This window comes from Elusimicrobiota bacterium (assembly GCA_016182905.1).
Lineage (GTDB): Bacteria > Elusimicrobiota > Elusimicrobia > UBA1565 > UBA9628 > GWA2-66-18.
The window spans coordinates 37,446-53,235 of the sequence record JACPFR010000041.1 but is presented as its reverse complement, the minus strand read 5'-3'; the positions used below and the strand labels follow the sequence as shown (position 1 = coordinate 53,235).

Below are 15,790 nucleotides of genomic sequence, written 5' to 3'. Positions count from 1 at the left end.
TCGTCGAGAGGTCATGAAGAAGATCGAGGGATTCCGCTGCGTCGCGTGCGGGTCGCAGTGCGGCCTGTCCGACGCGAAATACGTCTGCCCGCGCTGCGGCGGGAACCTCTCGGTCGTCTATGATCACAAGGCCCTTCGAAAACGGATAGGCCGGAAGTCGCTGAAGGCCGATCCGGAGCGCAGCCTCTGGCGCTACCTCGACATCCTGCCGCTCGACGGCAGAACGGGAATTCCGCCCGTGTCCGCCGGCTGGACGCCTCTCTACCACGCCCGAAAGCTCGGCGCCGGACTCGGGCTTAAGCACCTGTACCTGAAGGACGACGGCCGCAACCCGTCGGCCTCCTTCAAAGACCGGGCGAGCGCCGTCGTCGCGGCGCGCGCCTTCGAGACCGGAGAGAAGACCGTCGCCGGCGCCTCGACCGGGAACGCCGCCGCGTCCTTGGCCTGCATGATGGCCCAGCGCGAGACCAAGCCCGTCATCTTCGTGCCCCGGACCGCGCCCCCCGCCAAGCTGGCCCAGCTCCTCGTCTTCGGGGCGACCGTCCTCAGCGTGGACGGCACCTACGACCAGGCCTTCGACCTGTGCCGCCAGGCCTGCGACGAGTTCGGCTGGTACAACCGCAACACCGGCTACAACCCCTTCACCCGCGAGGGCAAGAAGACCTGCGCCTTCGAGATCTGCGAGCAGCTGGATTGGAAGGTCCCCGATCTCGTGTTCGTCTCCGTCGGAGACGGGAACATCATCAGCGGCCTCTGGAAAGGCTTCGCCGAATTCCACGCGCTCGGCCTCATCGACAGTCTGCCCCGGATGGTCGCCGTGCAGGCCGAGGGCAGCGCGGCCGTCGCGGACGCCTGGAGATCCGGCGGCCCCATCCGCGCGGCGAGTGGCAGGACTGTTGCTGACAGCATCTCGGTGAGCATCCCCCGCGACGGCGCGGCCGCCGTCCATGCCCTCAAGCAGTCCGACGGCTTCGCCGTGACCGTGACCGACCGCGAGATACTCGCCGCGATACCGGCGGTCGCCCGGGGCGCCGGCGTTTTCGCCGAGCCGGCCGGAGCGGCCGCCTACGCCGGCCTGGCCAAGTGCGCGGCGTCGGGAAAGGTCCGCGAGAACGACACGGCGGTGATCGTGATCACGGGCAGCGGCTTGAAGGACGTCGGCAGCGCGATGAAGGCGGCGGGACGGCCACACGAGGTGGGGACGAGCATGGCCTCGGTCCGGCGCGTGGCCGCTCGCGAGAAGATTTCTTAAACTGACGGTACCGTCAGTCGACTGTTTCCGGAAACAGCTGCGTCAGGGAGATCCATGAAGATCAACGAAGCGGTGCTGAAGAAGACGGCCAAGCTGTGCAAGGAGCGCGGCGTCGTCATCCCCACCTTCGCGCAGATGAAGGATCCCTCCAAGGCTCCCGCCTCGGCCCACGCCCGCCTCAAGAAGGTCGGCATGAACGACCTCGACCCGGCCAACCTGTTCCGCATCACCTGGAAGAACGACGCCAAGACCGGCCTCTTCGGCGGCGTGAACTATCTCGAGATACCGAAGTCGATCACCGGCATCGACGCCCGCGTCATCGGCCTCGTCGGGAAGCACTTCCCCACCGGCGCCCATAAGGTCGGCGCGGCCTTCTCCTGCCTCGCCCCCCGCCTCGTGACGGGAGAGTTCGATCCCACGTCCCAGAAAGCGGTGTGGCCTTCGACGGGCAACTACTGCCGCGGCGGGGCGTTCGACAGCGCTTTGCTCGGCTGCACCGCCGTGGCGATCCTGCCCGAGGGCATGAGCAAGGAGCGCTTCGCGTGGCTCAAGTCCATCGGGGCCGAGGTCATCGCGACGCCCGGAACGGAATCCAACGTCAAAGAGATTTACGATAAATGCTGGGAGATCAAGAAGACGCGCAAGGACTGCGTGATCTTCAACCAGTTCGAGGAGTTCGGCAACCCGACCTGGCACTACCACGTGACCGGCGGGGCGATCGAGGAAGTCTTCGAGAAGGTGAAGGGCAAGAACGGCCGCCTGGCGGGCTACGTCTCCGCCACCGGCTCGGCGGGCACCATCGCCGCCGGCGACTACCTGCGCACGAAGTTCCCGGCGGTGCGCGTGGCCGCCTCCGAGGCCCAGCAGTGCCCGACCTTGTTCATGAACGGCTTCGGCGAGCACCGCATCGAGGGCATCGGCGACAAGCACATCCCCTGGGTGCACAACGTGCGCAACACCGACATGGTCGTCGCCATCGACGACGAGGACTGCATGCGCCTGCTGCGCCTGTTCAACGACCCCGCGGGCCGCAAGCACCTGCTCACCGAGGGCGTGGACAAAGCCGCCGTGGAGAACCTGGGCCTGCTCGGCATCTCCGGCATCTCCAACATGCTCTCCGCCGTCAAGCTCGCCAAGTACTACGAGCTCGGCAAGGACGACGTCGTGTTCACCATCTTCACCGACTCGGTGGACCTGTACGGCTCCCGACTCGTCGAGCTCGAGGAGGCCCATGGCAAGTACACGCCGTTGCAGGCGGCGATGGACATGGACCGCCGCATGCGCGGGGCGAACACGGACAACCTGCGCGAGCTGAACTACCGCGACCGCAAGGCCCTGCACAACCTCAAGTACTTCACCTGGGTCGAGCAGCAGGGACGGACCTCCGACGAGCTGCGCCGCCTGTGGGACCCCGAGTTCTGGGCCGAGACGTTCGCGAGCGCGAAGGAGTGGGACAAGCTCATCGGAGAGTTCAACGCGAGGACCGGCCTCGACTGATGAAGTTCAAGCTCAACGGCGTCGAGAAGGAATATAAAGGAGCGCCCGAGGGCTCGCTGCTGCGCTGGCTGCGCGACGAGGAAGGCGTCATCTCCGCCAAGGACGGCTGCTCCCCCCAGGCCGCCTGCGGCTGCTGCACCGTCGAGCTCGGCGGCAAGGCCGTGCTGTCCTGCGTGACCGCGATGAAGCAGGTCGAAGGCAAGGAGGTCGTCACCACCGAGGGCATGGGCAAGCCCGCGCAGGACGCCTTCGCCGACGCCTTCGCCCACAACGGCGGCGCGCAGTGCGGCTTCTGCATCCCGGGCATCGTGATGCGGGCCTGGAACCTGGTCAAGAAGACTCCGGAGCCCACGCACGACGAGATCGAGCGCGGCCTGAACCAGCATCTGTGCCGCTGCACCGGCTACAAGAAGATCGTCGCCTCGATCGCGGACGCGGCGAAGACCTTGCGCACCGGCAAGCCCTCGGCGCCGCCCGAGGGAGCGGGCCCGGTCGGCACGCGCCTGCCCAAGTACGACATCAAGGACGCGGTGCTGGGCCGCCGGCCGTACGTGGCCGACATGACGGTCCCCGGCATGCTCCACGCGGCGGTGCGCCTCTCCGACCATCCCCGCGCGAAGGTGCTCAAAATCGATACCTCCGCCGCGTCGGCCATGACGGGCGTGACCAAGGTCTTCCTCGCGGCCGACATCCCGGGCCGCCGTTTGCAGGGTTCGATCATACAGGACTGGCCCGTGATGGTCGCCGCCGGAGAGATCACCGGCTACGTGGGAGACGTGCTGGCCCTGGTCGTGGCCGACACCCGCGCCCACGCCCAGGCCGCCGCGAAGGCCGTGAAGGTCGAGTACGAGGTCCTCACGCCTGTCCTCGACGTGCCCTCGGCTCTCGCTCCGGGGGCCCCGAAACTCCAGCCCAAAGGCAACGTATTGAGCGTCTCGAAAGCCAAGAAGGGCGACGCGACAAAAGCCTTGGCCGAGTGCGACTTCGTTCACGAGGCGGTGTACCAGACGCAGTGGATCGAGCACGCGTACATGGAGCCGGAGGCCGCCTTGGCCTTGCCCGAGGACGGGCGGATCATCGTCTACACCCAAAGCCAAGGGATTTACGAGGACCGCAAGCAGCTCGCGGCCATGCTCAACGTCGAAGAAACGGAAGTGGATGTCGTGCTGGTGCCTAACGGGGGCGGATTCGGCGGGAAGGAAGACATGCTCGCGCAAAGCCAGGCGGCCTTGGCGGCGCATCTCCTCGGCAAGCCCGTCAAGCTCGAGATCACCCGGGAAGAATCCATTTTGATGCACTCCAAGCGTCACCCGCTGCGGATGGAATACAAACTCGGCTGCGGGAAGGACGGAAAGCTGAAAGCGTTATATGCGCGCATCTACGGCGACTCCGGCGCCTACGCGTCCGTGGGCATGAAGGTCCTCGAGCGGGCCGCGGGACACTCCACCGGCGGCTACTGCGTGCCCCATGTCGACGTGGAGGCGACGGCGGTCATCACCAACAACGTCCCCTGCGGCGCGATGCGCGGCTTCGGCGCGAATCAAGCGACCTTCGCGATGGAGTGTTCCGTCGATGAGCTCTGCGAAAAAGGCAAATTCGACCGCTGGCAGTTCCGCTGGGACAACGCCCTGGTCGACGGCCTGACCACCTCGACCGGTCAGATTCTGACCGGCGGCGTCGGCGTGCGCGCGACGCTCGAGGCGGTGAAGGACCGCTTCCAGGCCGCGAAACACGCGGGAATCGGCTGCGGCATCAAGAACACCGGCATCGGCAACGGCATGCCCGATTTCTCCGAGGTGGAGCTCGTGGTCCTCCCGGCCGGCCGCGTCGAGATACACCACGGCTGGACCGAGATGGGCCAGGGCGTGGATACGATCGCGGTGCAGGTCGTCTGCTCCGAGACGGGGCTGGCCCCGGACAAGCTCTCCGTGCGCGCGCGCACGAGCGACGGCGCCCCTGCGGGCATGACCACCGCCTCCCGCGCGACGAGCCTCGTCGGCAACGCGCTCATCGACGCCTGCAGGGCGTTCAAGAGCGACCTCAAGCGCGACGGCCTCGCCGCGATGGCCGGACGCCGCTACCGCGGCAAGTGGGTCTGCGACTGGACCACCAAGCCCGGCTACGACACCCACGGCAAGCCGATCGTCACCCATTACTCCTACAGCTACGCGACCCAGGTCGCCGTCGTCGACGAGGACGGCCGCGTCGAAGAGCTCATCGCCGCCCATGACGCGGGCAAGGTCATGAACCCGACCTTGTTCGAAGGCCAGATCGAGGGGTCGCTCCACATGGGCCTCGGCTACGCGATCAGCGAGGAGTTGGTCATGGAGAACGGCCGCCCGAAGTCGACGAAGCTGCGCGACTGCGGCGTGCTGCGCGCCAAGGAGACCCCGAAGCTCACCGTCATCGCCGTCGAGGTCCCCGACCCGCTCGGCCCTTACGGCGCCAAGGGCGTGGGCGAGATCGGCCTGGTGCCGACGGCCGGAGCCGTGGCCAACGCCCTCTGGGCGTTCGACGGCAAGCGCCGGCGCACCTTGCCCATGAAGGACTGATGCTCTACCTCCGGGACGCGTCGTTCGTCGACTGGCGCACGCTGAAGGTCCGCCGCGGCCATCTGGCGGTCGAGCCGGGCTCTCAAGGGAAGTCCCGCTTCATCCCGCGGATCCCCCGCGGCGCGAGGGCCGTCGACTGCTCCGGGCGGCTGGTCACCAAGTCCTTCGTCGTCGCGCATCATCATCTCTACTCCGCCCTCGCCTGCGGGATGCCGCCGGCGAAGCGCGCCCCGAGGAATTTCCCCGACATGCTCAAGCTCGTCTGGTGGAACCTCGACAAGCGGCTCGACAAGGACATGATCCGCGCCAGCGCCATGGCGGGCGGCATCGCGGCGGCGAAGGCCGGCGCGACGTTTATTATTGATCATCATTCGTCTCCAAACTCCGTCAAAGGAAGCCTCGACATCATCGCCGACGCCCTCGACGAGATCGGCCTTTCCCATCTGCTGTGCGTGGAGCTCTCCGACCGCGACGGGAAGGCCAAGCGCGAGGCGGGCCTCGAAGAAACCGATCGCTACCTGCGCAAGCGCCAAGGCCTCGTGGGCCTTCACGCGTCCTTCACCGTCGGCGACGATCTTTTGTACCGCGCCATCGCGATGGCCATCGGCCACAACAGCGGCATCCATATCCATGTCGCCGAAGCCGTCGACGATCAACAGGACTGCCAGCGCCGGCACGGGATGCGCGTCATTCAGCGCCTCGCGCGCACGGGCATACTCGAGTCCCCGAAAACCTTGCTCGTGCATGGTCTTCACCTGAACGCCGCGGAACGAGCCCTCTTCCGTTCCAGCCGTTCGTGGTTCGTTCAAAACGAAGAGAGCAACCAAAACAACGCCGTCGGGGGCTTCGACCCCAAGGGATTGGGCGACCGCCTCCTGTTGGGGACCGATGGGATGCATGGCGACATGCTCGCCTCGGCGCGCGCGGCGTATCTCGCGGCCCAGCCCCGCGGCGGGCTGTCCCCGCTCGCGGCGTACCGGCGCCTGCGGCGGGCTCACGATTACATCGCCGAGAACAGATTCTCGGGCGACGGGGAGAACAACCTCGTCATCCTCGATTACCGGCCTCCGACGCCGGTGACGGCCCAAAACGCCGCGGGACATTTTCTGTACGGCCTCACGAGCAAACATGTCGACAGCGTCGTCAGCCAGGGGAAGGTGATCGTCCGGCGCGGACGGATGACGACGGTGAGAGAGGACAAGGTCCGGGATTTCACCCTCAAGCAGACGGAGAGGTTATGGCGAAGGCTTTGAGCATCGACGGCAAGCGGCTCTATTCCTCGTTGTCGGAGCTCGGGAAGATCGGCGCCTACAAGGACGAACGCACCGGAATCATGGGTGTGAACCGCCTCGCGTTGACCGCCGCCGACGGCGCGGGCCGTCGCCTCGTCGTGAAATGGTTCCGGCAGGCCGGTCTGCACGTGACGATCGACCGCATCGGCAACGTGTACGGCCGCCGCCGCGGCCTCGAGGATCATCTCGCCCCCGTCATGCTCGGCTCGCACATCGACTCCGTCCCCACCGCCGGCCGCTTCGACGGCTGCCTCGGCGTGCTCGGCGCGCTCGAGGTCGTGCGCACGCTCAACGACGCCAAGGTCGTCACGCGCCGCCCGCTGATCGTCGGCTTCTTCACCGACGAGGAGGGCTGCCGCTTCGGCACCGACATGCTGGGCAGCGCCGTGGCCACGCGCCGCCTGCCGCTCGAAGCGGCCTACGCCCTCCAGGACCGCGACGGCCTGACCGTCAAGGGCGAGCTCGAGAAGATCGGCTTCCTCGGGACCGAGCCGGTCGGCAAGCTCGCGCCCCACGCCTACGTCGAGTGCCACATCGAGCAAGGCCCGATCCTCCGCCACAAAGGCCTCGACTGCGGCGTCGTCATGGGCGTGCAGGCGATCTCGTGGCAGGAGCTGACCATCATCGGCAAGTCCTGCCACGCGGGCACCACGCCGATGAGCTTCCGCCGCGACGCGGGCCTGGCCGCCGCCCGGCTCAACGTCGCCCTGCGCGAGATGACGGCCTCGGGCCGCTACGGCCGCGAGATGCGCGCGGCGATGGGCGCGGTGCGCCACGTCCCGGGCATGGTCAACGTCGTGCCCGGCCGCGCGATCGTCTCCGTGGACCTGCGCAACCCCTCCGACGCGCTGATGAAGAAGGCGGAGAAGGACTTCGCCGCCCTGTGCCGCGAGGTCGCCAAACGGGACGGCGTGACCATCACCAGCCGCCGCACGGCCAAGACCCCGCACGTGCCCTTCGACGCGTCCGTGCAGTCCCTCATCGCCGCCCAGGCCGACCGTCTGGGGCTGTCGCACGAGCCCATCCTCTCCGGCGCCGGCCACGACGCCCAGGAGTGGAGCCGGGTGTGCAAGACGGCGATGGTCTTCGTCCCGGGCGAGTACGACGGGATCAGCCACAACCCGCGGGAGTTCTCGACGCTGAAGCAGTGCGCGAACGGCGTGAACGTCCTTCTGGGCGCGGCCCTCGCCTTGGCCGAGGAAACGCGATGAGCCTCGTCCGCGCGGCTATGATCCAGACGGTCAACGCGTACCCGGACATGCCGGAGTCCGTGAAGGACCTTCGGGGGCTCAAGCGCCGCCTCGACGCGGTCCGCGGCGCGAACGTGGAGCACAACGCCGGCCTGATCCGCGTCGCCGCGAAGGCCGGGGGGAAGATCGTCTGCCTCGGGGAGCTGTGCACCGGGCCGTACTTCGCCATGACCAAGGACCCGATGTGGCTGGCCATGGCCGAGGACGCGGCGACGGGGCCCAGCGTGAACGCCTTCGCCGAGGCCGCGAGGGACAACGGCATCGTCGTCGTGGCGCCGATCTACGAGCTCGACGCCGAGTCGAAGAAGCGCTTCAACACCGCGGTCGTCATCGAGGCCGACGGGACGATCATCGGCAAGTACCGCAAGACGCACATCCCCTGCGGCGCCAACGAGCAGGGCGAGTTCGCGGAGACGTATTATTACGGACGCAGCGAAGGGCCGCAGAATAAGAGATCGCCGAAGATACTCGGCAAGAACCCTTACTTTCCCGTCTTCAAGACCTCGGTCGGGAAGGTCGGCGTGGCCATCTGCTACGACCGCCATTTCGAGGGCGTCGTCGCGGCCTTGGCCGAGGCGGGCGCGGAGCTCGTGTTCTCCCCCGCCGTCACCTTCGGGGCCAAATCGCGGCGTCTATGGAATCAGGAATTCCTCGTCGACGCATGCCGCCACCGCCTCTTCATCGGCGGCTCCAACCGCCGCGGCGAGGAGAAGCCGTGGAACCAGCCCTACTTCGGCGCGAGCTACTTCGCCGGCCCCGACGGCGAAAAGGTCTCCAACCGCTCCCCGCGCCCGGACCTCGTGATCGCCGACCTCGACCTCGGGTCGCTCAAGAAGCCCGACCCGTCGGGCTGGGACCTCAAGCGCGACGTCCGGCCCAAGATCTACTGAGGCTCGTCACTTCTCGCGGCGCTCGATGGTGACGATCTTGCCGCTCTCCAGGATCAGGCGCGTCCGCGCCCGCGGGTCCGAGACGTCGGAGTTGACGCCGATCCCGGTGCCGTAGCCGCTGCCGCCTCCCATGCTGGACATGCCGAAGCCGAACCCCACGCTCGAGCCGCCGCCGCTGCCGTATTCCCACACCTCCTGGCTCGAGGCGGCCGTCTTCTGCGAGTAGACTCGGGTGGGCTTGCCGAGGGCCATCACGGCCTGCTCCCCCGTGAAGCCGACCTCCACCCGGCCCTCCCGGATGGCCGTCTGGACCTCCGGCGGGTAGGCGTCGAACGCGGCCTGGTTCTTCTTGATGCGCGACTGGGGCGTCTGGCACGCCGCGAGCGCCGCCGCCAGAATGAGCACGACGATTCTTCCGGTCATGGGCTCACCCCCCTCGTTCATTGGAGCAACGAACCGGCCTTCCTGGGACCTTTGGCAGGAACGGGCTGGGCCGCAAGGCCCGCGCGCGCGCCCCGGGGGACAGGGTACAATGCCTCATCGCCGCAAGGAGGCCCCTCTTGAAGTACGCGATCCTCGCTTTGATCCTCGCCGTCCCCGCCGCCGCCCAGGACCGTGCCGCCGAGATCGATTTCGAGAACCACCTCCAGGACCTCGAATCGAGGAAGGCCGCGCAGGCCGTCGATCGCGCCAAGTCCATCGCCGCGATCGAGCGTGCCCTCGTCGCGATGAACGACGGCCCCGAGGCCGGCGGCCGCGTCGTCGCTTACCTCAACGACAAGGGCATCGAGGTCAAGCTCGGCACCGACGTCCAGACCGAGGCCGTCAGCGTGACGGTCCGCTCCGGCAAGACGACGATCTGGCTCGCCCCCTCGCTCCCCGCCTACCCCCGCGTGTACGGCCCGCTCATCGCCAAGGAAGCCGCGGCGCTGATGTACGCCGACATGCCCGCCAGCGCCGAGCGGTCCTACATGGTCCGCGGCACGGCCGGCCGCGTCTGGGTCGAGCTCGGCGGCGAGCCGTCGAACCTGCCCGTCATCGAGGGCCTCGCGGGCCTGAAGGTCCCCGCCGTCTCCGAGGCGATGGGCGCCTGGGCGACCGACGCGGCACAGATGGCCCTGTACAAGATCGGACAGGCCGAGAACCTCCCCGAGCTCTACGAGCTCAAGGAGAGCCCGGCGGTCGAGGCGGCCAACAAGCGCTTCGTCATCTTCCTGCTCGACGAACGGGACATCCGCAGCTCCGCCGGCCTGCGCTAGCCCAACCGCCGCTGGAGCGCCGTTTCCTGGCCGCGTGGTTCGACTGTCGTTGACGACAGTGCCGCCGTGAACAGCGTGGATAAGTCAGGCCGGAGATAGCACCGACGGGCGGTCGGACTAGCCGGCGTTGACGTAGCTCACGGCGTCGGGCGCCAGGAGCGCCTTGCGCAGGAGGTCCATGATCAGGGCGTAGGTGAGGTCCACCTCGTCCTCGGCCGCGCCCCGCGCGGTGCCCGCCGGGTCCTCGGGGCGGTAGGTCACCCGGAACCCCGGCCCCGAGTATTCGGCTTCGCCGTCGCGGAAAGTCAGGCCGTACTCCCGCCCCGAGAAGCGTCCGAGCACGGCGCCGTTCTCGATGAAGAATCCGTCGCGCTCCTTGCTTTGCGCCCAGAATCCACGTGTACCGAAAAAGCGCGGCTTGACGATGTACGGTCCCCCGTCCTCGGGGCAGAACACGTCGCAGTTGCCGCACTCGTTGCAGAAGTCGGCGAAGTTGGCGAGCTGGTGCTTCTTGTCAAAGCGCAGGGAGCCCTCGGTCCGGCTCGTCCAGGAGCCGCCCTCGCGCCGGAGCTTGACGACGGGCACCTCGCCGCGCGGCAGGACGTAGGTGAAGTTGGCGTCGTTGGGACACACCGGGACGCACTTGTCGCACGTCACGCAGTCGAAGAGGACCAGGTGGGTGCCCAGCTTCTTGGGCAAAGCCGAGTTCTTCGCCTTCGCGTAGCGCGGGTCGTTCGTCGCCTCGGCGACGTAGGCCTTGGTATTGGCGAGGACCGAGCCGCCTCGGGTCTTGGCGATGAACTGCGGGATCGTCGCGGCGCCGGCGGCGTCCATGCGCCGGGCCAGCTCCTCGGAGTAGCCCTTGAGCCGCCCGTAGCCGCCGGGGGCGAGCAGGTCGCTGCACACCGTCACGGGCACGAGGCCGAGGGAGACGGCGTCCGGGAAGTTCGTCTTGTCGATGCCCGCCGAGAACGAGACCGGCACCGAGTCGCCGAAGCGCTCGCGGAAGCGGCCGACCAAGGTCATCGCCAGGACGTGCAGCGGCGCCCCCGAGAGGTACATCGTCTTCTCCGCGGCGGGCAGGAAGCCCTCCTTGTTCTCGACGACGAGGGTGTTGCTGAACTTGACCCCGAAGCCGCGGCCGAGCGTCCTGGCATTCGCCGACAGGCGCGTCACGAAGCCGCAGGCCTGCTCCCAGGTCGCGTCCTTGGCGAAGGCCTCTTCCGGAACGGCGATGTCGGCGTAGCCCAACGCGTCGTTGAACAAGGCGCGCAGGTCCTTGGGGCCGAGCAAGGTCGGGTTGAGCTTGATGATGCAGTCGAGCCCCAGCTCCGACATCATGAAGTCGGCGATGGCCTCGATCTCGTCGGGCGGGCAGCCGTGGAAGGTGCTGAGCGTGACCGAGCCGGAGATCCTCGTCGAGAACCCGGTCCGGCGCAGGCTCTCGGGCAGCTCCGCGCGCAGGCGCGCGACGACCGCGCCCGCGTCCTTCATGCCGGCGATGAAGGTCCGGACCTTGTCGCTCTTCACCCCTTTCAGGTCGTAGCCGACGCTCAGGTCGAACACCGAACGGTCGAAGCCGGGCGCCAGCGGGATCTTCCCGCTCGCCTTCAAGAGGTCGATGAGCATCGAGGCCTTCACGTACTCGTCGAGCGACTCCTCGGCGCGCAGCTCCTGGGACCACTCGACGTTGTAGCCCACGTTGCGCATGTCGATGCACGGCCGCGGGATCTTGAGGCGGTCCATGACCTGCACGGTCTTCAGCTCGAAGATCCGCGCGCCGCCGAGCCAGGCCAGCACGATGTTCTGGGCCAGCTGGGTGTGCGGCCCCGCGGCCGGCCCCAGCGGCGAGGAGGCGGTCATGCCGTGGAAGCGGACGGAGAAGTCCTTCTTCGGGTCCCCCATGAAGAAGGAGCGGCGAGGAAGGTCGAAGATCGCGTCCTTGAGCTCGAGCTCGCGGAACATGCGCGCGGCCAGCCGTCCGAGCGGCTGCGGGACGAAATCGGCCATCAGAGCGACCCTCTCATTCTGGGATATTGTACACCCGGGAAAACCGCCCGCGGCATCAGCTCAGCCACTCCGGCTTGAACAGCAAAGCCAGCCCCAACGCCGCGAGCACGGCGCCGCTGACCAGCTGAAGGATCCGGCCTCCGCGCTCCTGCAGTCGCGCCGTCGACAGGGTCGCCACGGCCGCCGCGGTCATGAGTCCGTCGTCGAGCATGTAGGCGGCGATGTAGACCAGCAGGTAACCCTGCCGCTCCCAGAAGCCGAGGTGGTGGGAGGCGAGCACCTGGGTGTAGATGGCGGGCAGCCCCGCCGTGCACAGCATCTCGACGAGATTGACCCCGACGGCGAGCGCGCAGGCGGCGGCCAGCGCGGCCGGCAGGTTCCGGGCCGTGACGATCTCGCGGACGCGGGCGTAGATCCCCGGCTTGGCGGAGTCGGGTATGCTCAGGCTCGGGCCGGCGCCGGGGGCCAGCGCGTCCTTGAGGTGGATGGCCGCGGCCGCCAGCGCCAGCAATCCCAATCCCGCCTGAAGGGGCCGGGAATCTCCCAGCGCGAGGAAGGCCCCGAGCCAGGCCGTCATGAACAGGTAGTACACCGCGCCGCTCACGAACAGGAAGGTCCCCGCGATCGCGATCATCCGGGCGCGGCTATGGACGTGGGCGAGCAGCGACAACAGGAAGAGCAGCACCCACATCGCGCAGGGGTTGAAGCCGTCGGCCAGCCCGACCGCGAGCGTGAAGGCGAGCAGGCCGGAGCGCGCCGCGCTGACGCGGCCGAGCACCGGCAGCACCACCTCTTCAGGCGACGCGGGAGCCGCGCCGGAAAGCAGGTCCTCGATCAGGCGGCCGGTCGTGTCCCCGTCGCGGAAGCCGACGACGAGCCGTTCACCCACGAGGAACGAGGGCACGAGCGCCCCCGGATGACCGTCCCGGCGCGACAGGCGCACGAGCCGCGCCGCCGCGAGAGGGTCGCTCGCGATGTCGTGCCGGACGACCCGCACGCCCGGCCGCCGCGACTCGAGCCCGGACAGCCAGACCGCGGCCCGGGCGCAGTGCGGGCAGCCCGGACGGGTGAAGGCCTCGACGGCGGGCGGGGCTTCAGCCGACCGGACCGAGCCCGCGAGCGCCAGCGCCAGGATGATCGCGAGCCTTGCCATGAGGAGAATAAGGTGCGACGTTCTTGCCATCCGCGCGCCGGCCTAGGACCTAAGGCCCTGAACGCCGGAGGCCCAAAGCCCGCGGCGATCGTCACGCCCGCGTCGCACGGGCAAGAGCGATCGCCTGTAGAATGTCTTATCGCCGACCAACCGACCGAATGGAGCCCCCTCCGATGAAGAAGACCCTTTGCGCCGTCGCCGCCGCCGCCGCTCTTTTCCCGCTCCGCGCTCCCGCCCAGGTCGCGACCTTGGAGTCGGCGCTCGCCGCCGCGCCCGCCCGCGCAAAGGAAGGCGATTTCCCCCAGAGGCCGGTCTGCGAGGCGGCCCTGACGCGATCCATGAAGTGGGCGTCTCCGGTGTTCTCGGCCGCGGACGGCAAGCCCTTCCGCGGCTTCGGGGCCGTGGGCTACTCCGCGTCCCGCTCCGTCGGAGTCTCGCTCGTCCTGCTGACCGACTCCGCGGCGTATTACTACTACGAGAGCTGCGACATCTGCGCGGACGTGGACCGCGTGGACCTCAAGACCTACCAGGTGACGAGCGCCGTGGCCGCCCACTCGGTCCGCTGCGAGGACCTGGTCCGCTTCAAGACCGGCGCGATCGCCTACGACGCCTGCCCCGCCGCCCAGCCAAAGACCGCCGCCCTGCGCTGCACGGGCAAGAGCGCCGATTCCGCCTTCACGGGCGAGCTCGACCTCGGCATGCTGGCGCTCAAGACCTCCCGCGCGGAGGGAGCGAGCCCGCGCCTCGGCTCGGCCATCGACTCCCGCTGCGACGCCCTGCCCGCGGCGTACGAGGGCAGCCTCAACTACGAGGTCACCCCGCGCGGCTACTGGGGCGAGGACGTCCTCCAGCTGCCCCAGGCCGCCCTGCGCTCCTCCGGCAAGTTCAAGGCGAACCTCCACACCTGCCAGTACGACGGGGACTGGAGCGCCTCGCAGGACGAAGAGCTGGAGTGCACGCTGACGCCCCGCTGATCCTCGGCGCGCCCCGCCCCTCGCGGGTATGCTAAAATCCCTCATCAACCGCTCTTCGCGCGCGTACACGGAAGGGTGACCGAGCGGTTGAAGGTAGCAGTCTCGAAAACTGCCAGGGATGCAAGTCCCTCGAGGGTTCGAATCCCTCCCCTTCCGCCATTTTTTTCAGGTGACACCATGTCCTGGCTCCCCAAGATAAAGAACCCGTTCAAGAAAGAGGAGCCCGCCCCCGTCCAGGGCGGCGCTTCGATCCCCGGCATGCCCGCGGGCATGCCGCCCCTGCCCCCCGAGATCGCCAACGATCCCAAGATGAAGGGCATGATGGGCACCTTCTTCCGCAAGTGGAAGGACCCGGCCTTCCTCAAGCAGCTGCGCGTCCTCGCCGGCCACATGCAGAAGGAAGGCGTCGACATCAAGGACATGAAGGCCGTCCAGGCCTGGCTCGAGAAGAACAAGGACCGCGTCGAGAAGGGCGACTTCGAGGAAGAGGCGCACAAGCCCGGCGTGACCGTGGTGAAGACCGGGCCCGAGGTCGGCCGCAACGACCCCTGCCACTGCGGCTCCGGCAAGAAGTTCAAGAAGTGCCACGGCGCCTGAATATTGGTGTCAGGCATTCCGCTTTTTTCACTTTGACCGGTCCGACCAGGGAAAACTGAAAAAAGCGGAATGCCTGACACCATGATCCATCTCGAGAGAACGATGCTCCTGGCGTGCGTGGGGGTGGCGGCCGAGGTGGTCTTCACGGCCCTGACCTCGGGCAAGCGCGACCGGCGGCTGTTGGGATATTCCTATGTGTGGATGTTCCCCATATACGCCTTGCTGTACCCGGGGTTCCGGCTGCTGCTGCCGCTCGTCGGGGGATGGGCGTGGCCGCTGCGCGCCGCCTTCTACGCCGCGGTCATCATGATCTGCGAGCTGCTGACCGGCCTCGCGCTGCGCGCGGCGGTCGGCGAGGCGCCGTGGGAGCCCGAGTACCGCGGCCGCAAATGGGCCGTCATGAGCCTCGTGCGCCTGGACTTCTTTCCGGCGTGGGCGGCGGGCGCGCTCGTCTTCGAGCGCGCTTATCGGCTGATCGCCGCTTAAGACTCGAGGACTTTGAGCTGGATGCGCCGGTTGAGGGCCTCGGCGCGCTCCTTGATGACGTCGAGCTCGGTCTCGAGGGTGTGGTTCAGCCAGCGGCGGACCATCGGCTGAAGCGGGCGGAGGAAGAGGGGCAGCTCGTACTCCTCGTCGTGCTCGAGGATGGTGCCGCCGTTGACGGGACGGATCAGCATGCGGCACTCCATCCGTTTGAGCGGGCCGGAGAGCATGACGCCGCGGTAGCCGCCGTCCGGCTCGAAGTCGAAGCGGAAGGTGCCGTGCCACGGCATCCCGAAGAAATGGCCGGCGGCCTCGGCAGCCTCGCCCTCGGAGGAGACCGAGATGGAGTCGACCTTGGGTTCATAATGGACGATCTCGGAGAGATCGCGCAGGTAGCTGCGGACCGATTCGTAGGGAGCGCTGATGAGGATGCGGCGGTTGACGTTCAGCATGTTTCGGGAGGGGGAGAAAATTGGAGCGGGCGAGCGGAATCGAACCGCCGTCTGATCCTTGGCAAGGACCCGTTCTACCATTGAACCACGCCCGCGGTTCCCGACCATCATAGCAAGAATTGGTAGGAT

The 15,790-nt window shown here is 67.9% G+C and carries 13 protein-coding genes, 2 tRNA genes and 1 pseudogene; 11 read left to right on the top strand and 5 right to left on the bottom strand.

Translation table 11 applies throughout. The features are described 5' to 3' along the window. The first annotated feature begins 13 nt into the window (after window positions 1–13). Genes thrC through HYV14_13035 form a run of 6 tightly spaced genes read left to right on the top strand, consistent with a single transcriptional unit; the run spans window position 14 to window position 8,733 of the window. Window positions 14–1,252, top strand: coding sequence for a threonine synthase (gene thrC / locus HYV14_13060; protein MBI2386915.1), 1,239 nt, complete (start codon window positions 14–16; stop codon window positions 1,250–1,252). A gap of 54 nt (window positions 1,253–1,306) precedes the next feature. Next, a complete protein-coding gene (locus HYV14_13055) occupies window positions 1,307–2,749 on the top strand; it encodes a pyridoxal-phosphate dependent enzyme (protein ID MBI2386914.1) in 1,443 nt (480 codons plus the stop codon). Further along, window positions 2,749–5,301, top strand: coding sequence for a selenium-dependent xanthine dehydrogenase (xdh, locus tag HYV14_13050; GenBank protein MBI2386913.1), 2,553 nt, complete (start codon window positions 2,749–2,751; stop codon window positions 5,299–5,301). Before HYV14_13055 ends, xdh begins: the two co-directional genes overlap by 1 nt. Next, a complete protein-coding gene (locus HYV14_13045; GenBank protein ID MBI2386912.1) occupies window positions 5,301–6,554 on the top strand; it encodes an amidohydrolase family protein in 1,254 nt (417 codons plus the stop codon). Before xdh ends, HYV14_13045 begins: the two co-directional genes overlap by 1 nt. Then, entirely contained in the window at window positions 6,539–7,804 is a 1,266-nt protein-coding gene (locus tag HYV14_13040; GenBank protein ID MBI2386911.1) for a hydantoinase/carbamoylase family amidase, read from the top strand. Before HYV14_13045 ends, HYV14_13040 begins: the two co-directional genes overlap by 16 nt. After that, complete coding sequence (locus tag HYV14_13035) at window positions 7,801–8,733, top strand: acyltransferase (GenBank protein ID MBI2386910.1); 933 nt, start codon at window positions 7,801–7,803, stop codon at window positions 8,731–8,733. Before HYV14_13040 ends, HYV14_13035 begins: the two co-directional genes overlap by 4 nt. A 6-nt stretch (window positions 8,734–8,739) precedes the next feature. On the opposite strand, the gene HYV14_13030 is transcribed toward HYV14_13035, so the two are convergent. Beyond that, window positions 8,740–9,156 (bottom strand): hypothetical protein, encoded by a 417-nt coding sequence (locus HYV14_13030; protein ID MBI2386909.1) that lies wholly within the window; start codon window positions 9,154–9,156, stop codon window positions 8,740–8,742. A 137-nt stretch (window positions 9,157–9,293) separates the two neighbouring features. Between HYV14_13030 and HYV14_13025 the strand changes: the two genes are divergently transcribed. Continuing rightward, the gene (locus tag HYV14_13025) at window positions 9,294–9,992 is read left to right on the top strand and encodes a hypothetical protein (GenBank protein ID MBI2386908.1); all 699 of its coding nucleotides are present in this window, start codon (window positions 9,294–9,296) and stop codon (window positions 9,990–9,992) included. Window positions 9,993–10,109: 117 nt separating this feature from the next. On the opposite strand, the gene HYV14_13020 is transcribed toward HYV14_13025, so the two are convergent. Continuing rightward, window positions 10,110–12,002 carry a glutamate synthase gene (locus HYV14_13020; protein ID MBI2386907.1) on the bottom strand — a complete coding sequence of 631 codons (1,893 nt, stop codon included), beginning with the start codon at window positions 12,000–12,002 and terminating at the stop codon, window positions 10,110–10,112. Between the two features lie 55 nt (window positions 12,003–12,057). Beyond that, window positions 12,058–13,155: an NrdH-redoxin gene (locus HYV14_13015; protein ID MBI2386906.1), complete on the bottom strand. Its 1,098-nt coding sequence runs from the start codon at window positions 13,153–13,155 to the stop codon at window positions 12,058–12,060. 173 nt (window positions 13,156–13,328) lie between these two features. Between HYV14_13015 and HYV14_13010 the strand changes: the two genes are divergently transcribed. The 4 genes and pseudogenes from HYV14_13010 to HYV14_12995 all read left to right on the top strand — a co-directional run bounded on the left by HYV14_13010 (window position 13,329) and on the right by HYV14_12995 (window position 15,212). Next, the gene (locus HYV14_13010) at window positions 13,329–14,129 is read left to right on the top strand and encodes a hypothetical protein (protein MBI2386905.1); all 801 of its coding nucleotides are present in this window, start codon (window positions 13,329–13,331) and stop codon (window positions 14,127–14,129) included. A 69-nt stretch (window positions 14,130–14,198) separates the two neighbouring features. Continuing rightward, a tRNA-Ser gene (locus HYV14_13005) sits at window positions 14,199–14,288 on the top strand. Between the two features lie 354 nt (window positions 14,289–14,642). Beyond that, window positions 14,643–14,726, top strand: a pseudogene (locus HYV14_13000) (SEC-C domain-containing protein). Window positions 14,727–14,795: 69 nt separating this feature from the next. After that, window positions 14,796–15,212, top strand: coding sequence for a hypothetical protein (locus tag HYV14_12995; GenBank protein MBI2386904.1), 417 nt, complete (start codon window positions 14,796–14,798; stop codon window positions 15,210–15,212). Here HYV14_12995 and HYV14_12990 read toward each other — a convergent pair. Together HYV14_12990 and HYV14_12985 are read right to left on the bottom strand one after the other, a co-directional pair. Further along, window positions 15,209–15,661 (bottom strand): SRPBCC family protein, encoded by a 453-nt coding sequence (locus HYV14_12990; GenBank protein MBI2386903.1) that lies wholly within the window; start codon window positions 15,659–15,661, stop codon window positions 15,209–15,211. The genes HYV14_12995 and HYV14_12990 overlap by 4 nt on opposite strands. Before the next feature lie 21 nt (window positions 15,662–15,682). Further along, window positions 15,683–15,756, bottom strand: a tRNA-Gly gene (locus tag HYV14_12985). Window positions 15,757–15,790: the final 34 nt, after the last annotated feature.